General features: G+C 69.0%; 16 protein-coding genes. 10 read left to right on the forward strand and 6 right to left on the reverse strand.

What is annotated here, in order from left to right:
* Window positions 1-797: 797 nt before the first annotated feature.
* Entirely contained in the window at window positions 798-1,130 is a 333-nt protein-coding gene (locus tag ACZ5PB_RS40230; RefSeq protein ID WP_468698368.1) for a hypothetical protein, read from the forward strand.
* Between the two features lie 176 nt (window positions 1,131-1,306).
* On the opposite strand, the gene ACZ5PB_RS40235 is transcribed toward ACZ5PB_RS40230, so the two are convergent.
* Window positions 1,307-2,806, reverse strand: coding sequence for a RodZ domain-containing protein (locus tag ACZ5PB_RS40235; protein ID WP_468698370.1), 1,500 nt, complete (start codon window positions 2,804-2,806; stop codon window positions 1,307-1,309).
* Between the two features lie 448 nt (window positions 2,807-3,254).
* On the opposite strand from ACZ5PB_RS40235, the gene ACZ5PB_RS40240 reads away from it, so the two are divergent.
* Window positions 3,255-4,067, forward strand: coding sequence for an alpha/beta hydrolase (locus ACZ5PB_RS40240; protein WP_468698371.1), 813 nt, complete (start codon window positions 3,255-3,257; stop codon window positions 4,065-4,067).
* A 354-nt stretch (window positions 4,068-4,421) separates the two neighbouring features.
* Here the strand turns inward: ACZ5PB_RS40240 and ACZ5PB_RS40245 are convergent, their stop codons facing one another.
* Both ACZ5PB_RS40245 and ACZ5PB_RS40250 read right to left on the reverse strand, forming a co-directional pair.
* On the reverse strand, window positions 4,422-4,916 hold the full coding sequence (locus ACZ5PB_RS40245) for a DinB family protein (RefSeq protein ID WP_468689268.1): 495 nt from the start codon (window positions 4,914-4,916) through the stop codon (window positions 4,422-4,424).
* 153 nt (window positions 4,917-5,069) lie between these two features.
* On the reverse strand, window positions 5,070-6,389 hold the full coding sequence (locus ACZ5PB_RS40250; protein WP_468698373.1) for a helix-turn-helix domain-containing protein: 1,320 nt from the start codon (window positions 6,387-6,389) through the stop codon (window positions 5,070-5,072).
* A gap of 192 nt (window positions 6,390-6,581) precedes the next feature.
* Here ACZ5PB_RS40250 and ACZ5PB_RS40255 point away from each other — a divergent pair, with 192 nt between their 5' ends.
* The 3 genes from ACZ5PB_RS40255 to ACZ5PB_RS40265 all read left to right on the forward strand — a co-directional run bounded on the left by ACZ5PB_RS40255 (window position 6,582) and on the right by ACZ5PB_RS40265 (window position 8,753).
* Window positions 6,582-6,941 carry a DUF6415 family natural product biosynthesis protein gene (locus ACZ5PB_RS40255; RefSeq protein WP_468698375.1) on the forward strand — a complete coding sequence of 120 codons (360 nt, stop codon included), beginning with the start codon at window positions 6,582-6,584 and terminating at the stop codon, window positions 6,939-6,941.
* A gap of 132 nt (window positions 6,942-7,073) precedes the next feature.
* Window positions 7,074-7,778 carry a hypothetical protein gene (locus ACZ5PB_RS40260; RefSeq protein WP_468698377.1) on the forward strand — a complete coding sequence of 235 codons (705 nt, stop codon included), beginning with the start codon at window positions 7,074-7,076 and terminating at the stop codon, window positions 7,776-7,778.
* Window positions 7,779-8,549: 771 nt separating this feature from the next.
* Window positions 8,550-8,753 (forward strand): hypothetical protein, encoded by a 204-nt coding sequence (locus ACZ5PB_RS40265; RefSeq protein ID WP_468698379.1) that lies wholly within the window; start codon window positions 8,550-8,552, stop codon window positions 8,751-8,753.
* A 311-nt stretch (window positions 8,754-9,064) separates the two neighbouring features.
* Here ACZ5PB_RS40265 and ACZ5PB_RS40270 read toward each other — a convergent pair whose 3' ends face one another.
* Together ACZ5PB_RS40270 and ACZ5PB_RS40275 are read right to left on the reverse strand one after the other, a co-directional pair.
* Window positions 9,065-9,373, reverse strand: a complete 309-nt coding sequence (locus ACZ5PB_RS40270; protein WP_468698380.1) for a hypothetical protein — start codon at window positions 9,371-9,373, stop codon at window positions 9,065-9,067.
* A 7-nt stretch (window positions 9,374-9,380) separates the two neighbouring features.
* On the reverse strand, window positions 9,381-9,677 hold the full coding sequence (locus tag ACZ5PB_RS40275; RefSeq protein ID WP_468698382.1) for a hypothetical protein: 297 nt from the start codon (window positions 9,675-9,677) through the stop codon (window positions 9,381-9,383).
* A 480-nt stretch (window positions 9,678-10,157) separates the two neighbouring features.
* Here ACZ5PB_RS40275 and ACZ5PB_RS40280 point away from each other — a divergent pair, with 480 nt between their 5' ends.
* The 3 genes from ACZ5PB_RS40280 (at window position 10,158) to ACZ5PB_RS40290 (ending at window position 15,497) form a co-directional block, all read left to right on the forward strand.
* A complete protein-coding gene (locus ACZ5PB_RS40280) occupies window positions 10,158-14,006 on the forward strand; it encodes a CHAT domain-containing protein (protein WP_468698383.1) in 3,849 nt (1,282 codons plus the stop codon).
* Between the two features lie 77 nt (window positions 14,007-14,083).
* Window positions 14,084-14,581 (forward strand): hypothetical protein, encoded by a 498-nt coding sequence (locus ACZ5PB_RS40285; protein ID WP_468698385.1) that lies wholly within the window; start codon window positions 14,084-14,086, stop codon window positions 14,579-14,581.
* A 1-nt stretch (window position 14,582) separates the two neighbouring features.
* Entirely contained in the window at window positions 14,583-15,497 is a 915-nt protein-coding gene (locus ACZ5PB_RS40290) for a hypothetical protein (RefSeq protein WP_468698386.1), read from the forward strand.
* A 234-nt stretch (window positions 15,498-15,731) separates the two neighbouring features.
* On the opposite strand, the gene ACZ5PB_RS40295 is transcribed toward ACZ5PB_RS40290, so the two are convergent.
* A protein-coding gene (locus ACZ5PB_RS40295; RefSeq protein ID WP_468698387.1) for an IS3 family transposase occupies window positions 15,732-16,894 on the reverse strand; the annotation gives its coding sequence in 2 pieces (ribosomal slippage) (window positions 15,732-16,607 and window positions 16,610-16,894; 1,161 coding nt in all).
* Window positions 16,895-17,178: 284 nt separating this feature from the next.
* On the opposite strand from ACZ5PB_RS40295, the gene mobF reads away from it, so the two are divergent.
* Entirely contained in the window at window positions 17,179-18,711 is a 1,533-nt protein-coding gene (mobF, locus tag ACZ5PB_RS40300; RefSeq protein WP_468698388.1) for a MobF family relaxase, read from the forward strand.
* A 106-nt stretch (window positions 18,712-18,817) separates the two neighbouring features.
* Window positions 18,818-19,402: a hypothetical protein gene (locus tag ACZ5PB_RS40305; RefSeq protein ID WP_468698390.1), complete on the forward strand. Its 585-nt coding sequence runs from the start codon at window positions 18,818-18,820 to the stop codon at window positions 19,400-19,402.
* Window positions 19,403-19,417: the final 15 nt, after the last annotated feature.

Genomic DNA, 19,417 nt, shown 5'->3' on the forward strand with positions numbered 1-19,417 from the left:
GCAATCCCCTGTCCCAGACATGTCCGGGACAGGGACTTAAGTGCGCTGGCGGCGGCCGGTACCCCCGCTCGCCCGGCCCCCACCCGTAGTCATGAGGCTCCGCACCTCGCCATTCGATCCAGGGCCCGTCGACCACAGCCTCGGCATCCTCGACCCCGGCCAGCCGTAGCAGCTCGACCAGGTCGCCGTCCGAGTACGCGATGCCGAGAATCTGCTCCCGCGCGGTGACCCGCCGGCCGCCCCCTCCTCGGGGCGGGTGCACGATGATCGATGATCCGGACATGCCTCCACGGTCACCCCGGACAGGGCCGGACGCATCCGGAAGGCTGGAGGCAGCCATGGCCTCGGTGCGGGAAAATGCCGATATGAACTATCCCGAGTGCGAGCGGTGCGGCATTCCCATTGGCCTTGGCTGTGACTGCCCTCCCGATGGAAGCACCCCAAAGGCACTTGACCCCACGACCACCGGCCCGAGGGCCGCGTGGGACTTCACCTTCGACAGAATCCTGGTTTCCCCACATCGCGTGGCCCACATTCCTGACGCATGCGTACACCGCCCCGATGAGACTCACGAGGAAGCTGGGTGGGGCTGGGTAGACGGTGCTTCCATGGACGACTGGACACGGATCAGCGAAAGCGAACCTCTCACCTCCGCCTCCGGCAACACGAAGCTGATCGCCGCGAAACGCTGCGAGACCTGCATGGAGTACCTCGGTCAGAACTGACCACCAGCACGAAGCCCCGGGCCACTGCTTGAGTTCTAGTGGTTGTCGCAACACCCCAGCTCAGGGGATGCGATGGAGTTCGAGATCCGGAAGGACCGGGGGCTCGGAGGCGGGCGGAACATGGCCCGGGAGCGGGCCGCGTATGTCCTGTTCTACTCCGATGCGGCCGAGAAGGCCCGGCTGGACCTCGGCCCGCGCGAGCGGGCCACCGTCGAGGCCGCCCGGACCTCCCTGGAATCGGACCCCGCCCGAGGCGAGCAGGTCCCCGATTCCGGCCCCGGGTCGTCGTCGTACGTCGTCGAGCTGCTGCCTGAGGAGACCGGCGGGCGGGGGATCAGCATCCTGTACCGGTACGACCACGGCCTCGACGCCGTCCTGATCACGTCCCTGGTGGCCGGACCCTGAACGCACCCATCGAGACGGCGTACGGCGTCGCGTCCTGCGGGCAGTCCCCTCGGTCAGCACCCGGTCCGTGCGATCCGCAGTGGTGCTGCTGCTGAGCCGGAGGTGCCGCTCCTTGGCCGTGGTGTGGTGCTGGCCCAGGGGCCGCATCGGTCGCTTGTGCGGCTTAGGGCCCGGGGTCAGTCGGCGGACGTGTAGCTGAGGCGCTCCGTGACGTTGTCCCTCAACTCGTCCGCGACCTCTTTCCCATTGACCACGAGGCGCATTGCGCCCGAGTCGCCCAGGACGACGTCGATCCGGCCGGTGTCCTTGAACGTCTTGGTCTCGCCCTTCTGCAGGACCCCGTCGTACAGCAGGTATCCCTTGCTGCTCGCCGAGACATACGCGACGCGGTCCTCGGCGGTGACCTCCACCGTGACTACGTCCTTGCCCTCGACCTCCTCGGTAGCGTTCGCATCCTCCGTCGTGGGTGCGGACGGCTGCGACGTCGTGCCCTGGGACGGGTCTGCCCAGCTGGCGACGGAGGGCTTCGTTCCGGCCGGCGGGGAGTCGAGCAGGGCGGCGCCGCCCCACCCGGCGGCGCCCAGAACGACGACGGCGACGACCACGAGGACCAGTCGGGATGCGGGCGTGCGGCGGCCGGCTGCCCCGGCCTGCTGCGATACCGGGGGTTTTCGCGGTGGGGCGGTGACGGTGTCGAGGCGGTGGACTCCGTCTGCGGACGGAGCGGCGGGGGCCGGTGTGGCCTGTACTTGGGCCGGTGCATCGGCTGGGACCGGTGCCGTCGCCCTCTGCGTCGCGTGGGCGGGCGAAGTGCTCTGGTGCTGCCGGATCCGTTCGACCTCGGCCTGCATCGCCGCGGCGTCCGCGAAGCGGTCCTCCGGCGCCTTCGCCAGCGACCGGGCGATCAGCGCTTCAACCGCCGCAGGCACGTGGGCGCCCAGCGAGGCCAGGGCGGGCGGCTCGGCGGTGACGTGCAGGTAGCCGATCCGGAAGCCCGAGTCGGCGTCGAACGGCACGGCCCCGGTGAGTAGTTGGAACAGCACGATGCCGGTCGCGTAGAGGTCGCAGCGCCCATCGACGGCGCGGCCCGGCTCGAACTGCTCCGGCGCCATGTAGTGCGGGGTGCCGATGGTGAAGCCGGTCCCGGTCAGCGCGGTGCGCTGGTGGTCGAGGGCGCGGGCGATGCCGAAGTCCATGACCTTCACCGTGCCGCTGGCCGTGACCATCACGTTGGCCGGCTTGATGTCGCGGTGGACCATGCCGCGCGTGTGGCTGGCGTCCAGCGCGGCGAGGATGCCGGATATGAACCGCAGCACCGTCGACAGGGGCAGTCCGCCCGGTGCGGTCGGCAGCCACTCGGCCAGCGGCTTGCCGTCGAGGTGTTCCATGACGAGGTACGGGACGCTGCCCGTGGCCAGTTCTTCCTCGCCCACATCGTGGATGGCCACGACGTTGGGGTGGTTGATGGCTGCTACGGCCCGCGCCTCGCGCCGGAACCGTTCACGGTTCTGCGGGTCTGCGGCGACGGCGGCGTTCATCGTCTTGACTGCTACGGTCCGGTCGAGTGCCGTGTCCCGAGCACGATGGACGGCGCCCATACCGCCCTCGCCGATCAGCTCGTCGATGACGTACCGGCCCCGGCCCACCGACCAACCTGGTCTGATGCTTGCAGACATGTGCCTCAGCCCCCCGCGACCAGGGAAGGATAGCGGTACCGCCGGACAGGCTCTAGCAGTTCTCTTCCAGCATGGCGGGGCCCAGGTCCTCCAGCGTCTCCGTCCACGTGGGCTGGTCGTTCTCCTCGGTCTGGGGCTCGTTATCGCTGCTCATGCTGCCCCCCCCGGATGTGGCGCTGGGTTCCCCAACGCCACGGAAAGCGAGTTGCTCTTAACGCTCTGTCAATTGTGGGTGTTTACCCGGAGTCGGACCGTGGCGGCCACACCGAGGCGGCCTACGGCCGGAGTGCCGTCGCCGCACCGGCCGGTGACGGATACTGCTGCGAGTCATCAGGTTCTGCCCGTTGCAGAGGCAGCGGAAGATGGCGCCCTCAACTTGTCAAGGTGCAGGGCGGGTTGGCTGCCGGTGCTGTGTCGCCGTGCGGGGGCAGGTCCTAGCATGAGGGGCATGGTCGACCACGAGACGGCGTTCGTTTCCCTGGACGGTACCGCCCTGTCCGGCACGATTTCCCCGGCCGTGGTCCCTGAGGTCGGGGGCGCGGTCCTGGTCCACGGATCCGGGGTCACCCGCGAAGAAGGCGGCTTCTTCACACGGCTGGCCGCCGGACTCGCCGAGGCGGGCATCACCAGCCTCCGGTTCGACCTGCGGGCCCACGGCGCCAGCGGCGGCCGCGAGTCCGAGCTCACCATCGCCGGCGTCACCAACGACGTCCGCGCCGCCAGCGACCACCTGCGCGCCCACAGCGGCCACACCGAACCGGTCCACGTGATCGCCGCGTCGTTCTCCGGCGGAGCCGTATGCCTGCACGCCGCCCACCGCCCCCAGGACGTCGGCCGGCTGGTCCTGCTCAACCCCCGGCTGGACTACCGCGAGCGGTACGTCACCTCCCGGCCCGGCTGGAGCGACGACTACCTGTCCAAGGAGGCCGCCGCGCACCTGGACGAGCACGGGTTCACCGAACGCTCCCCGTTCGAGCTCAACCGGGCGTTGCTGAACGAGGTGTTCTACCTCGACACCGAGACGATCCTCGGAGCCGTGCGGGCCCCGGTGCTCATGGTGCACGGCACCGCCGACACGTTCGTCCCCATCGAGTCCTCCCGCACATTCCGACCGATGTTCGGCGGGCCCGTCGAACTGCTCGAACTCGACGGTGCGCAGCACGGCTTCGCCGTCCACGACGACCCGAAGTACCTGCATCCGCAGTCGCAGGCGTGGCAGGCCGACGTCATCACCCGCGTGCGCCAATTCCTGTCCGCCTAGCTAGTGCTGCTCCGCGAAAGTTAGTGGAGGGGCGCTCGCCTGGTCAGGCCGATGAGTTGAGGTAGAGGTCTCCGGCGCAGTTGACGGAGTCTTCGGGGCTCCCGGCGGGCAGACCCGAGGAGAGGAAGTTGTCCTTGGTGCTGGAGAGGTGGAGGGCGAAGCCCCAGGTGTGTACGACGCCGGTGAAGCGCAGGCGGTACAGCGGGGCGGGTCCGTCCTTGTCCTTCCACTGGGCTTCCGCGTAGGCAACTCCGGCCCGGAAGCGGTTCTCAACGGAGTCGACCTGGGGCGAGCGGACTGACGCCGCCAGCCCGCTCCAAGCAGCCTGAACACCCCTCCATGAACTTTCGCGGACTAGGCGGTTTGGATCTGCTCGCGCAGGATGTCCGCGTGGCCGCAGTGCTGGGCCAGTTCGCGCAGCACGTGGAGGTAGATCCAGCGCATCGGCAGCGGGCCGCGCCGGTTTCCCCGTACGACATCGTCCAGCGACAGCTCCGCGGTGGCCTTCCGCGACTCCTTGCAGGCTTCCCTGTAGGCGAGCTGGACCGAGGCGACGGTATCGCCGTCGTCCAGGTCGAAGGACTCGTCTGGCGTGTCCGGAATACCGATCTCGGCACGCGGCCGGCAGGTGATCGCCTCGTCGAACCAGACCTTCTCCACGAACGTGACGTGCTTGACGAGCCCCAGCAGGGTGGTCTTCGACGCCACCAGCGACCGCCGGGCCTGCTCCTCGGTCAGCCCGTCCAGACTGGCATGGAGAGCGGCCCGGTGCTCATCAAGGAACGTCTCGAACTGCTCACGCAGCGGGGCAGGAAAGGTAGCGGGGGCGGTGGTCGCTCGGAAGTCCATGACTGCAGACCCTAGTGCTGCACCGTGAGTTCGTGGAGGGGAACTCGGTCACTGCGGGAGGGTCCGGAAGCACCCCCGCAGAGGCGAGTAGACGTCCCGGTAGCGACTACCGACGGTGGCTTTGGGCCCTCCACGAACTCACGCGGCGTCGCACTAGACAGTCGTCAGCGTGGTGAGGCGGTCGTGGAGTTCCCGGACGGCTGGCCGGCGGCGGTGGGGGAGCAGGGCGGCGTTGGTGCGGTGGAGTTCGGCCAGGGCCTGGCCGAAGCGGGCACCGGCCGCGAGGGCCAGCGCGCGCAGGGCGGTGGTGGCGGCTTCGTCCGGGTCGCCCGCCGCGACCAGCGCCCCGGCGAGCTGGGCGGTGAAGAAGGCCTGGTCGCGGGCGGCGAAGTGGGGTGTGAGGTGCTGCTGGAAGAGGGTGACGGCCTTCTCCGGCTGTCCGGCCTCGCGGTAGCAGATCGCGCTTTGCACCATGAGACGTTCCGGGGTGTAGCTCTCCCCGAGCGGCCCTGTGCACGTTGCCGGGGCTGAGGGTGGGGCGGCCTGGTCGAGGGCACTGTGCGCACGGTCCAGGGTGCGGGCGACGTCGTCCACGTGCGCGCCGGTGAGGGCCAGCGCGCGGGCTTCCTGCTGGAAGGCCTCGGCGCGGGGGCGCGGGGGCAGGGTCCACGGGCTGTGCGTGGCGGCGTGGGCGAGGTCGAGCATGCGGGCGGGGTCGCTTCGTTCGACGGACTGCGCCTGGCGCAGCAGCACGTAGGCGTGCATCGCGCCGTCGCCGGTGACGGTCGCCCACTCCTTGGCCTGGTGGTGCCAGTACGCGGTCGACGCGGCGGGCGCGCCGGCGTCCCGGTGCAGGAACGCGGCGAGTTCGGCGCCGCGGGCCCCGACGAGCAGCAGCGCGTGACGGACGTCGGGGTAGGCGTCGCGGGCGGCAAGGTGGATCGCGGTCAGGATGCCCAGGGCGGAGGGGAGGGCCTGGTGCGGGCCGGTGAGCCCGTCCGCGCGGGCGGCGTCGTCCAGCGCACTGCGCAGGTGTGCGACGAGTTCGTGGTTGCTGTAGCGGCGGGCGTCGTGGGCGGCGGCGGTGAGGTGCTCCAGTGCGGCCAGGTCGAACAGCGGCGCGCTCCCCAGCACCACACCGCCGCACGACGTTTGCCGGCGCAGGTGCTCCTGCGCTTCCAGCTGCGCGGCCAGCTCGGTACTGCTGCGGCCCGCCGGGCTGGTGGTGGGCACGAAGCCCAACGATTCCAGCGGGCGGTGGAACATGTGCTCCAGCACCCGGCGGGCGTCCCGGTTCGGCCACTTCGAGGTGCCCGACTCCCAGCGTCTGACCTGGCCCACCGAGATCCTGGCGCGCTCGCCCGCCGCTTGTGCGGCCGTGTTGTACGCGTCGACGAAGTCTTCCTGCGTGCGCCACCCCAAGCGGGTCCGGGCAGCGACGAATGCCGCGTTGCCTACCGCTGGTTCAGGCATGGGCACCCCCGGCTTTCAGACCCCACGGTAGCCAGCACCCGGGGTAGTCAGCGAGCGCACACCCTACCGGCCGCCGAAGTGTCCGGCTGTGTGTCCGCCCATCCGGCCTGGTCGCAGCTGAACGCCCTTTGCTGCACTGGATAAAGACCGCCGACTGCATGGCGGCGGTGCCACGAACGAAGGGGCCACACCGTGAGAGGCCAGGGGACGACCGAGACATGCGGCGATGCGCGGGTGGTCAGCACGCTCGACATACGGCGCGATATCCGCCTGGCCCTGATCCACGCCGACCACTGCCCCCGCACCCCTGTCGCGGGGGAACTCCGCGGCCGCCTGGGCACCTACATCGGGCTGCTCGTCGGCCCGGCCGGGGAGTACGTCGCCACCCTCACGAGCGACACCCGCGAACGGGACGTCGCCGAGCACACCGTGCGCTACGCCAAAGCGCTGGCCTGGCAGCACGAGGGAGACCCCGCCGCCCGGCTGCGGCTGCTGGCGAAGTCCATCGACTGCCTCCTGCGGTACGCCCAGTCCCGCCCGCGCACCCCCTGAACCACCGCACCCCGCCCCCCACGCCGACCGGGGCCGGTGCACGACCGGGGGCCGTCCGGCTGCCCACGGAGCGCCGGACGGCCCCCTCTTTTTCCCCCGTGCGCCCGTGCGCACTAGAAGGAGCGTGGAGCAGTGCAGCAGCTCATGCAGTGCCCGATCCCGGTTGCGAGCCTGTTCGCGTACGCCGACGGTCAGATCGAGACCGCCGCCCACGCCCGCTGGCCCGGCGCGCACGTCGAACTCGGCACCCACATCCCGTCCGTGACCTGCTACGTCCGCACTCTCACCGTCGACGGCGTGCCGCTATTCGCGAAGCTGTCCGTCCTCGGCCTGTCCCTGGTGTCGGTAGCGCGCGGCACCCGCGGATTCTGGCCCGCCGTCCAGCAGGCCCAGGCCGCCTACGTGCGACGCCCCGGGGCGCTGCTCGAACGCGAGGCCGCCCAGCTGCGGGCGCTTTCGGCCGCTGGCCTGCCCACCACGCCGCTCGTGGAGTACGCGGGCGGCGTGCTGTTCACCTCCCCCGTGCACGGGCCCACCCTCGGAGAGCTGCTCGTGCAGCACCCGGAGCGCACCGGCGACCTGCGCACCCGGGTGCTGCGGACCGTCGCCCACGGGGCGGGCCGGGCCGGGGAGCAGACGGCGGCCATCGAGGAGCGCAGCATCCCGGCGACGTTCCTGCGGAAGTTCAACGGCCTGTCCGGGCGCGCATCGCCACGCAAAATTCCTCGTCGCAGGTCAGAGCTACCGCGTCAGGGGCGACTCGGTGACACCGGACACACGCCACGCGTGGCGGCGTGTCGCGCAAGACCGCCAGATACCCAGTGCCATGCTGTTTGACGGCCTTTCAGGCAGGCCCTCCTCCGCAGGTACACCGACCGACCCGGTGATGCCGTACACGCTGCGAAGGAAAAGGATCCAGGAACCGCCCCGAGAACACCCCGCGCCCATGCCGTTCTTCACCTGAACCTGTGCGCGCCAGGGGTCGGATGGCGCGAGGAACAGGACAACGCATGACGCACGGCAATGCCCGCACGCAGAAGGCGCGCTACCGTTCCCGCTGCACCGGACTCGCACACGCCACCAGCTGGCAGGACCTCAGCACGGCTGAGCAGGCCGCGGTTCCGGACGCGAACCGTGACCAGGCACGCCTGGAGGCCGCCGTCTTCGAGCGGCTGGGCGGCACGATCGACTACTGCGCCCACCCCGCAGGCGTCGCCTCCGTACGCCCAGGCGGGGCCGATCACCTGACCGTCACTCTGGATTCCCGGCTCGGCCCAAAGCACTCGCTTCCCGAGCACTGCCTCCAGGCCCTCCTACCCACCCAGTACACCGGCCCCGAAGAGACAGAGTGCTCTGAGCCGGGAGGCATCACCGGCGTGAGGGTCCTCCACATCGACAAGAGCGGCCTTCACCTCGGGCTCGCCGCTACCGATGCACACGTCACCCTCAGCGGACCAACCGCCCGCCAGTGGCAGACCCTGCTCACCGACCACCGAAACGAATGCCTGGCCCACGACCTCGTCCCCTCTCTGGGACGCACCCGCGCTGACGGCCTTCGAGGGAAACTACCTGGCCCGGGACACCACCTGGTGGGAAGAACGCGCAGACGTGGCCTGGGTCGCCACCGGACTGCTCCGCCGCATCGCTCTCTTCCACACGATCACCAAGCCCTACTCGATCAAGTACTGGCAGCTCGGCCTGGGATGGAAGTTCGAGCTGCTCTACGAGCACGGCGTTCCCGTCGACCACGAAGCGCTCCTGGCGCACTTGACCCATCCGCACTGGGGGACTTGCCCTCCCGACCGCCCGTGAGCACTGCCAGTGCAAGACATGCACCTGCGACGGGGGAGCGGAGCGACAGTGCTCCTGCAACTTGCGTGTGGACGACACCCGTCACTGCGAGGTAGTGATGATCTTCCGGAGCATGCGGGCCGGGAGAGATGTCACGCGCGAGTACGAGCGTCTCACCAAGGCACGAGCCGAACCTGACTGGCTCGCACACGCGTTGCCCACCCACCACCGGGCAGCCACGCTACTGATCTGACAGCCGGGACAGCGGCATAGAGCGGGACCTCCCCAATTGGGGAAGTCCCGCTTGCCCCATAGCCCCGGCGTCTCATAGGTCACGCGTCGGCGACCGCGTCCAGGAGCCGTGTCAGGTTGTGCAGGACTTCCTCGGTCTCCGGATTGGGTGCAGTTAGCTCTCCAAGGGGAGCAGCGGGGGAGAGAAGGTCGACGAGCCACCCCTCGTGCACGGCGCCTTCGCCAATGCGCAGCTCGGTGCGGATCCCGCCGCCGCGCAGCCCGGTACGGGCGAGAGCCAGGGCAAGCTCCTGCTCGGCAGTGCTGGGGTACCAGGCGCCGCGGTCCAGATCGTCCAGCAGTGCGGCCGTATCGCGGGAGAGGGCCTGGAGTAGTGGGTCGGTAGCCATATCCCGTTCAACGATCCGCGGCGTGCAGGGTGTTTCGCCGTGCGGGGCAACTCGTTGAAGAGGCGTGACCACGACCTCGTACCCCTGCTGCCGCGTCTCCGTCCTGGCCGACACCGCCGCCGATGCGGCGTGCCGACTCGACGACGTCGTCCAGGTGGCGGGCTGGCCCGAGGTAGCAGGCTGCGCCGTCGACGACGCCTTGGAGGGTATCGATGTCCTGGCCGTCGCCCTGGCCCGGCTCGGACCAGAGGCCGAGCAGATCCTCACCCCGGTCCGGGAGGCGACTGCCCGTCTCCGCGAGCACCTGGGTATCCCGTCTTCAGCGGACGATGCGTCCGCAGAGCCCGAGGCGGTGCCTCCCGGTTCCACGCCCGCGCCCGAGCAGGCAGCAACGTCACCAGCCCTTCCGGGCCGGCGTTCCGGACGGGCGGAGAAGCGAAGAGGACTCGGACCGGTGGGTCGCCGGGCCCTGGCTGAACGTGCAGTGAGCGGCTCAGGAACACCCAGAGGGCAACGGTAAGGTCCAGTAGTTGCCACTTGTCGTCTGTTAGCGATCATCTGGTTTGGGCTGCGCGTCCCCTTCGCACCGTTCCGGTACGGCCTCAGAGCACCCAAGAAGGGGCCGTCGCAAGCACAACAGCCTCACTGCCTGGATTCGGTACGTGGACGGGTCGACTCGCGAAGTCCCCTTCACCCTCCCACGGTTGAGGGACTACGACGAGTCGGAACTGTGGCGACGGCACGGCAATGGCCCGCGGGCCACATCGCGCCGTATCGTGGACCAATGCACAGCCATCAAGAGTGGCTCTTGGTCAAGCTTTTGAATGCAGGATCTGTCGAAGAGATCGTGGCTGTCGTCGAACATTTCCCCGAAGTCGTGACCCCGGGATTCGAACGGATGGTCACTGGGGTCGGGCGGACGGCGGCAGCTCAGGGGGACGTCCAACTGGTGGTTGCTCTGGAGCAAGTGAGCCAGGTGTTACGGGCGTTACAGGGGCAGACTTCCATCGGTGCCGATACGCCGCTCACGGAGATATTGACGAGTTCACCGCATGCGTCGGTGCTGGTGAACATGGCCGACCAGGCCGACTGGAGCAACTGGCATCGCCTCCTGGACGGAAATCCCGAAGTCTTCGAGAGTGGATTTCCCGACCAATTGGAGGGGATGCAGCCCAATGTGCATGAGGAAGACACGTGGGTGCTGGGAACACTCGTCGAGTTCCTCAAGGAATGCCGGGCCACCGGCACGGACGCGGCTGTCGCCCGGTGGCGTACGTCCGCGCACGTGGGCGCCGGCGCTGCGCTGCCGTCCGAATACCAGCTCATGGCGACGGCCCACTTCGCCGACCTCCTCGGTGACCGCGAGGACCTGCCCGCAGCGACGGCCCTCGGCAATCTGGGCATCCTGCTCATGCGACGGCAGCTCGGGGACCGGGAGTTGAACCTCCAGCACTCCAGGCAACTACTGGAAGCGGCGGTCGAACTGGCCTCGGTGCACGGCGACGTGCCGTCCAGGGCTCAGTACCAGCAAGCGCTCGCGCACGTCGTACTGCTCGGCGAGAACAATTCCGTACGGTCGCTCGAGATCTGTGAGGCGGCCCTGGAGGGCTGGCGCAAGGAAGACGACCCGGAGCTGTGGGGTCTCGTCATGACAAGCCGCGCGAATTGCCTCGTGAGACTGCATCGGTACAGCGAGGCGATCGAGGACTATCTGGCCTCGCTGACCGTATTCGGACGTGAATCGAGCTCGAAGCGCTGGGCCATCTCCACCTACGGTCTTGGCGGCGCATACGTGAATCGAGGACTGCGGGGCGGCAGTACCGACGACTTCGAACAAGGCCTTGCCGTTCTCGAGGGAGTGGCACGGCTACGGAGCCGTGAGCAGGACGAGATGCGTTGGGCGATTACCGAGGACGGGCTTGGCTGGTGTCGTCTGTTCCGGCTCAGGCCGGCGGAACGTGCTGCTGACCTCGACCGCGCCATCGTCCACTTCACCGCGGCGTTGCAGGTATTCCCACCCAGTCGGCCGGAGCACTCTCACACCCAACACGGGCTGGGACAGGCGTACTTCGAACGACACCAACTGGCCGGGACCCCGTCCGACCTCTTGGCGAGCAGGACGGCTCTGGAAGCGGCGCTGGAGATCGCCGATGTGAGCGAGCGTCGCCAGGTGCACCACCGCCTCGCCGGAGTCTGCCTGCGCTTGGGCGCCACCGACCCCGAGGCCCAGGACGCCGCCGTCGAGCACCGGAGGTCGGCGCTCGCCCTGGTGTCCGTCGACGAAGAGCCGCAGGACTGGGCGGACGAAGCGATGCTCCTTGCCGCGACACTGGTCGCCCACGAGAGCCCCACGCAAGCCGAGGGCCACGAACAGGCTGTTCAGTATCTGATGGCTGCACTCCCCATCTTGGGATCGGGCCCAAAGCTTGCCCGTGCGCTCGCCATCCTCGGAATGGCGTGGGCCGAGCACCCGTTCGGTGGCTTCGAGGAGCTGGCGGCACAGGCTCTCGAGGACGCGCTCGCGGAGATCACCAGGGAGGACGAGCCGTGGCTGTGGTCGCACCTGCAATCCTCGCTCGCCGGATGGGTCATCGACCGGGAATCCGGCTCACAGATCGGTGATGAGGCCAGGCAGGCACGCTACGCGGAGGTCCTCGGCCGTCTCGACGAAGCGCTGGAGAGTGCCACACTTCCCTGGTACACCGCCCATACGAAAGCGATCATCGGTGAGGCGCATTTGACCTATGGACACCGGGAGGCCGCGATCGCGCCGCTCGAGGAGGCCAGGGACGTCTTCAAAGAGCTGAGCCGCGCCGACGACTTCGCCCACGTCCAACTGCGGCTGGCCCGCGCCTACGGCCCGGCCGACCCCCGTTCTTTCCGAGCCGCTCTGACAGCACGCAGGCTCACCCCCGTGGAAGTGTCGCCGCGAGGGTTCGGCATCGCCAGTTACTGGCTGGCACACGCCCATCTGAGCCAGGGCGATCAGGAGCAGGCAGGCCACGCCTACCACGATGTGGTCACCGCCCGCCGCTACGCGTTGCGTGCCGCGCAGCTGCCCACGGACCAGGAGACGGTGCGCGGCTGGTTCCGCGCCAACGTGGCCGAGGAGGCGGGTCTGTGCTTTGCCCGGGCAGCGGAGCAGACGGCGGACGAGGACAAACGACAGCGCCTGCTGACGCTCGCGGTCGAGAGCATCGACTCAGGCAGGCTGAGCGGCTTCCCGGAGTACGCCGCCAGGCACCTCGCTCTGCTGGCGAAGCACGACCCCGGTCTGCACCAGGAGTACACGAACGCGACCGCCCGATTCCAAGCCGCAGGACGCGTCGACCGCACCTCCCTGACCGGCTCGCTCCCCGGAATCGAACCAATCGCCGTCATCCGTGACGCCGAGCACTGGCTGTCCAACCGGGAAGAGGCGCGCGCGGCATGGGCCCAGTACAAGGACGTCCTGACCCGAATCAAGGCCCGCACCGGCCTGGACCTGACGGCCGAGCCACTGACGCTCGCGGAGATCGCCGCTCTGCTCGACGACCGATCCGCGATCGCATACGTCATGTGCGACGACGACGGATCAGTTGGGACGGACCGTCCGCTGATCCTGCTCGTTCTCCCCGATGGAACGGTACGAATGCGCTGGTGCTCCGGCGGGTTGTCCGAAATCTACGACGTCGGCGCCTGGCTCCCGAACCAAGCCGTGCCAGAGTTTGTGCGGCTGCTTCGACAAGCGCTCGACAGGGCGTTCCCCGTCGTTGGTGAGCTGGTGTGCAGGCCGCTGGCCGACGAGTTGAGAGAGCCGGGCATCGAACGGGTACACCTCGTCGCCTGCGGGATCCTCAACACCTTTCCCCTGCACGCCTGCGCGGTCGACGCGGCGGGACAGGTACCCCTCAGTGAGGAGTTCGACATCTCGTACCTCCCGTCCGCGGCCGTACTCCATTCCCTGCGTGCCCGCTCGCACCGAACGGGACGCCCCCACGTGGTCACCGTCGCCAATCCCTTGCCCAACCCCAAGCCCCTCCCCTATGCCGCGACCCAGCAGGCCGAGGTGGCCAAGGCGGCCCACGCCAGCGACGCTGCCCTGGTCGCACTCCCTGAGCACGCTGCGACCGGTGACGCCGTACGCACCGCCGTCGCCGAAGCCACCCATGTGGACTTCGCCTGCCACGGACAGATTCATCACCGATACACCCTCGACTCCGGCATCGAACTGTCCGACGGGCCGATGGTGATACGCGACCTGCTCGACACCCGGCTGCTGGACGGCGTGGCCCTCGTGACGCTCACCTCCTGCCAGAGCGCCGTTCCCGCCGGAACACCGTTCAGGGATGAACCCTTCTCGCTGGCCACGGGGTTCCTCATCGCCGGTGCCCAGGCCGTGCTCGGCACCCTGTGGCGCGTGGACGACCTGGCGACCGCGTTGTACGTCGGCCGGTTCTACCACCACCTCCTGGTGGACCATCACCCGTTGGCGACCGCACTGGGGCAGGCCCAGCGGTGGCTGCGCGAACTGACCCTCGCCGACGTCGCGGCCGAACTAGGCGACGAGACCCCGCCGGCTCCGCTGTGGGCAGCCGTCCGGCCGTTCGACCATTCCCTCTACTGGGCCCCTTTCGTACTCACCGCCGACTGACCCATGATGGCCGCGTGCCCTCTCCACGCACGGTGACCGACGCATGCGGCCAGTCCGCCCCAGTGCTCACGGACAGCATGAGCCCGAACGAAGCCCTCGGTGTTCTCTCCCCCGGTCAATCAGCCGTGCTCGGTGACCCTGCAAGGGGCGTCATCTCAGGCGTCGTACGGTACGAGCGGCTGGCCACCCTCGATGAGGGAACGCCCCTGGACGAGGCGGCTGAGTCTGCGCTCCTGGTACCCGCACACCTCCCCCTGGATCAGGCCTTCCACATCCTGCTCGCCCACTCCGAGATGCTCTGGCTGGTGTCCGAGACCGGCGGCCTGCTGGCCCGGGCGGAGCTGGTGCCGACGTCCCTCGAACGTTTCGCGGGAGCGACGCCTGACCGCGGCGGTCTGTCCGGCGACCCGGTCACACCGGCCAGCGGACTGACCTACCGATGCCCGGCGAAGCCTAGCGAGCACGTCTTCCCGCCGTCGCGTATCGAGGTGTGGACCACCGATCTCCGAGCCCGCTGTCCGCTCGACGGCAGGCTGATGACCGCTTTCCTGCCGCCTGTCGACGACCAGGAGTGATGTGCTCGGCGCCTTCGTCAACCGCTTCGCGAGCCTGCTGGATCGCCGGTTCCTGCTGGGTAGTTGGTTCCCTTCCCTCTGCGGGGCTCTTATGCTCTGTGGCGTCTACGCGCTTGCAAACGGCTGGCGAACGTCCGTCAAGGAATGGAACGGGCTGGGGGCGGTCGCCCAGACCTGGCTGGGCATCGCAGGTGTCGCGGGGGTCACGCTCATCGCATTCCTCCTCCATGTAGCCCCGGTCATCCGCTTGTTCGAGGGCTATCCGCTGCCCTCCAGGATCAAGGATTGGGGCCGGTCGCGGCAGACTCGCCGGCGCGGCCGGCTCTCCGAAGTCGCATCGCTGCGCGCCTACCCGCGCAACAGCGAACTGATCCGCCCCACCCGCCTGGGAAACCTGCTGACCGCCGCCGAGGAGCACTCCTATCAGCGCTACCGGATCGACGCGGTGATCTGGTGGCCGAGGTTCACTCCCGTCCTGCCCCAGACGTTCCGGGACCAACTGGACGAGGCACTTCTGCCGTTGACCTCGCTGACGAGCCTCACGCTGTCCGTCGCCGTCAGCGGCGGCACCGGCACCGCCATTCTCTTCGCCTCCGGCCACTGGACCGCTGCCGCAGTCTTTGGCACGGCCATCATGCTGGTTGCCGTCGTGACGTACCGCGCCGCGCTGGCGCAGGCCGGACAGTACGCGGAGTGCATACGCACCACCTTCGACCTCTACCGCCATGATGTCCTCACGATGATGCGGATCGCTCCGCCGGACGATCTGGTCTCGGAACGGCGGCAATGGGAGCAACTCACTCAGTGGCTCTACCGCGGCGAACCGCCTGCGGATCCGCTGCAGTACACCCATCCGTCGGAGCCCGTGCCGTGCCGTCGAGACGGTGCTCCTGACCCAGAGGCGCGCGGCCAGTGAGCGCCATACAACTCCGTAGATCCTCGCGTAGACCGGCGTTCAACTGCCGAGTCAGGTCACCTTGGATGTGACGTGCCCGGGCAACGCCCGGCCACTCGGCCTGGAGCAACGCACCCTGGAGACACATGCCAAAGCACACTTGGTGCATTGGCTGGACTGACCGCACGCTGCGCTACCCCTGAGCAGCCACGAAGACCCCATTGGGTCTGCTGCAGCTTTAGGTGACAAGTGTGGTCACGCGGCCCGGAGGGCCGGTGGGGTCATGACGGTTTCGTATTCGACGGGGGTCAGCTGGCCGAGTGAGGCTTGTCTGCGGCGTCGGTGGTAGGTCCGCTCGATCCAGGTCACGATCGCGAGCCGCAGTTCCTGGCGGGTGGCCCAGGTGCGGCGGTCGAGGACGTTCTTCTGCAGCAGGCTGAAGAAGGACTCCATGGCTGCGTTGTCGCCTGCCGCCCCGACCCGCCCTATCGATCCGGCCATCCGGTGTCTGCTGAGCGCGTGGACGAATTTCCGGGACCGGAATTGCGATCCTCGATCGCTGTGCAGCACACATCCGGCAACATTTCCGCGCCGGGCAACAGCATTGTCCAGGGCCGTGACGGCCAGGCGGGACTTCATCCGTGAATCGATGGAGTAGCCGACGATCCGTCTGCTGAAGACGTCCTTGACCGCGCACAGATACAACTTTCCCTCGCCTGTGGGATGTTCGGTGATGTCGGTGAGCCAGAGCCGGTTCGGCCCCTCCGCACTGAAGACGCGGCGAACGAGATCGTCGTGCACCGGCGGGCCGGCCTTGCTGACCCTCCCGCGCTTCTTGCCGAACACGCTCCACCACCTGTTGTCCCGGCAGATCCGCCACGCGGTCCGCTCCGCCATAGCCGTCCCCGTGCCGCGGGCCTCGTCGGCCAGGAAGCGGTAGCCGAACTCCGGGTCCTCGCGGTGGGCGTCGAACAACGCGTTCGCGCGGGCGGCCTCCTCGAACTCGGCATCGGTCACCGGCCGTTGAAGCCAGCGGTAGTAGGGCTGTCTGGCGAGCTTGAGCACCCGGCACGCGACCGTGACGGGGCACCCGTCCTCGGCCAGCTCCTTCACGAGCGGGTAGATCCTTTTCCCGGCAGGTTCGCCTGCGACAGATAGGCCGCCGCCCGCCGCAGGACCTCGTTCTCCTGCTCCAGGAGCTTGATCCGCCGACGCGCCTCCCGCAGCTCCACGTTCTCCTGGCTGGTCGTACCAGGTTTCACCCCGTCGTCGATGTCCGCCCGGCGCATCCACTTCGACAGCGTCATCACGTGGACACCGAAATCGGTGGCCACCTGCTCCAGCGTCACACCCGAGCCACGGTTCCTCGCGACCCGCACCACATCGTCCCGGAACTCCTCCGGATAAGGCTTCGGCACAACGGCATCCTTCCCACCCGCCCCACAGGGCAAGCCAGTTCAGATGTCACCCAATCGTGCGGCAGACCCATTAACAACGCGCCCATCCCAGCTACCTGTTGACATTTGTACATGGGCTCCGTGCTCAGGCTCGCTACCGACGGTGATCGGCATTCCCGTTCCAGCAGGTCATTCTGTTCATGATCAGTCGATGCCGTCGGTGCTCATCAGACGCGGAATCGGGCGTTTCTGCAGGAGACAGTGCTCGCGATGTCGCGGTCCCTACACGACGCAAAGCGACCCCCTTGTTCGCCCTCGACTTCACCTTCCGGGCGCAGGCGTCTCTGATCGTGCTGTGGGCGCTGGGAGACGACCACACCCGGCGGGTCATCGAGCGGGCGCACGAGCGGGCCATCGCCACCGTGCTGGTCTGGCTTGAGGACGAGGTCGCAGAGACCCGGTGGTCCTCTGGCCGTCAGCGCGCGAAGCCACCGGGCCTGGTGGTCGCGAAGTGGCGGCACTTCGACAACCGGGACGGCTTCCCCCTGCTCCACGATCACTGTCTGGTTCTCAACCGGGCGCAGCGCCCGGACGGTTCCTGGTACGCACTGGACACGGCCCGCCTCTACCAGAACGCCGTGGCCGCAGGGACGCTCTACACCCTCACGATGACGACCGAGGTGTGCGAGGAGCTCGGGCTGGCGACCGTGCCGCGGGAGGTGACGCCGGGCCTGCGCCCCGTCATGGAAATCGCCGGCGTCGACTCCGAGCTCCTCGACTGGTCGGCCACCCGCCGCCAGCAGATGGCGCCGGTGCTGGAACGCCTCACCGATGAGTACGTCCAGGACCACAAGCGGCTGCCCGGGGAACGCGGCCGCCACGGTCTGGGCTGGTGGGCGGCGCAGGAAACCCGCCGGGCGAAGAAGACCCCCAAGCCCTTGGAGCAACTGCGCGCGTGGTGGCGGGCGTCCGCGATCCTCCGCTTCGGCGCGGCGAGGGTGGACGGACTGCTGGGGCGGTGCCGGGCGGCCGGGAAGGCGATCCGGGCCCGGATCGGCCCGGTGGTGGATACTGCGCTCGCCGCCGTCGACGTCGCGGCGATCGTCTTCACGGTCCGCAACTCCTTCGCCCGCCGCCATGTTCTGGCGGAAGCGCGTCGGCACCTGCTGGAGACCCTGCGCGGCCGCGCGTTCGCGGGCGGCCTGGACGACTACATCGCGGATGCGGCCTTGTCCCGGTACTCCCGTCAGCTCACCGTGCCGCAGCAGGGCCGCCGGGCCCCGGCCCCGGACCGCATCACCTACACCGGCGACTTCGCCTGGCCGCAACGGTGGTGGATCGCGGGTACGGATGGGAAGCCGCCAAGGGAGTCGTCCCGGTACGAGCGTGCCCGGGTCGCCGGCCTCGCCCTGCAGAACGCGATCCGCGACGCCCGGATACTTTCCTTCGTACGGGACGAAGGGCCAGCCGCGACGGCTTCGGCCGCGGCGTACGTTGACGACCAGAACCACGACCAGGCGCTGCCGCACGCCGTCGACCACCCGGACCGGGACACCGCGCTCACCCCGGCGCAGCGGGCCGCCGCCATCCAGGCCCATCAGCAGGCAGCGATGCCGGAGGAGTACCTGGAGGTCCGGACAACGGACCCCGCGACGTGGCAGTTTTCACCGAGAAACCTCGCCCGACTGGCCGCGATCACGCAGGCAGCCGAAGCCCGCAGTCGCACCGTCGCGGGCGGACCGCAGCCGAAGCCGCCGGCCAAAGATGCGGCTGATCCCGCGCGCCAGCAGCACACCACGCAGCCCGATCAGGGCAGGGGAGTGGGCCGGGACCGCTGACAGGGATGCCAACCGGCCAGCGCGTGGCCGATTGGAGACTTCACCCACGAGCCCCGCCAGCCCCGGCTGAGAATCGGGGGCGTTGGCACTCGGCACGGGAGGAATCTTGACCGACCTGCACGAACCCCTGGAACCGCTGGAGAACTACCCCGACGAACTGCCTCCGCCCCGCCAGCGCGGCGACGTGAACCTGGTGGGCCTGCTCAGCGTCGCCGATGACCTCGCCCGCAGCTTGTCGGCGCTGAAGATTCGGGTAGGGCCCCACGGCCCGAAGACCTCGCTCGTCAGCCCGGAGAAGGCCCGCGCGAACACGGAGAGGGAAGTCGACCGGCTCCTGGCCACGGCCGTCTACCTCCAGCGTCATGCCCACGCCGCGATGCTCGGGCGGTGCGTGCTCGGGGCGGACTCCAAGGAGGACTGCTCCACGGAGGGCGCCAACCTCCAGCTCAACGTCTGGGACGACACCACGCGCCGGGACATCGTCGAGGACGGCACCACCGGCTGCGTCGCCCACACCGTCGAAGCCGCCCGCCGCACCATGGCCGACCCCGCCAGCCGCAGGATCCTGCTCGCCTTCGTCCGCGACGACGAAGGCACCGCCGTCGCCCGCGACCTCGGACTCGGGCCGGACGACACCGCGCAGTTCTTCCACCGCGGCCTCACTCTGCGCCCCGAACATCGCGTCTCCTGACCCGCCGCCCCGCAG

This window comes from Streptomyces sp. NPDC032721 (assembly GCF_055579625.1).

Excerpts from the sequence above, each read along its gene's own strand:
- ACZ5PB_RS40230 (WP_468698368.1), top strand. The coding sequence starts at position 798 with ATGGAGTTCGAGATCCGGAAGGACCGGGGGCTCGGAGGCGGGCGGAAC.
- ACZ5PB_RS40240 (WP_468698371.1), top strand. The coding sequence starts at position 3,255 with ATGGTCGACCACGAGACGGCGTTCGTTTCCCTGGACGGTACCGCCCTG.
- ACZ5PB_RS40280 (WP_468698383.1), top strand. The coding sequence starts at position 10,158 with ATGCACAGCCATCAAGAGTGGCTCTTGGTCAAGCTTTTGAATGCAGGA.
- ACZ5PB_RS40270 (WP_468698380.1), bottom strand. The coding sequence starts at position 9,373 with ATGGCTACCGACCCACTACTCCAGGCCCTCTCCCGCGATACGGCCGCA.
- ACZ5PB_RS40250 (WP_468698373.1), bottom strand. The coding sequence starts at position 6,389 with ATGCCTGAACCAGCGGTAGGCAACGCGGCATTCGTCGCTGCCCGGACC.
- ACZ5PB_RS40285 (WP_468698385.1), top strand. The coding sequence starts at position 14,084 with ATGAGCCCGAACGAAGCCCTCGGTGTTCTCTCCCCCGGTCAATCAGCC.
- ACZ5PB_RS40245 (WP_468689268.1), bottom strand. The coding sequence starts at position 4,916 with ATGGACTTCCGAGCGACCACCGCCCCCGCTACCTTTCCTGCCCCGCTG.
- ACZ5PB_RS40235 (WP_468698370.1), bottom strand. The coding sequence starts at position 2,806 with ATGTCTGCAAGCATCAGACCAGGTTGGTCGGTGGGCCGGGGCCGGTAC.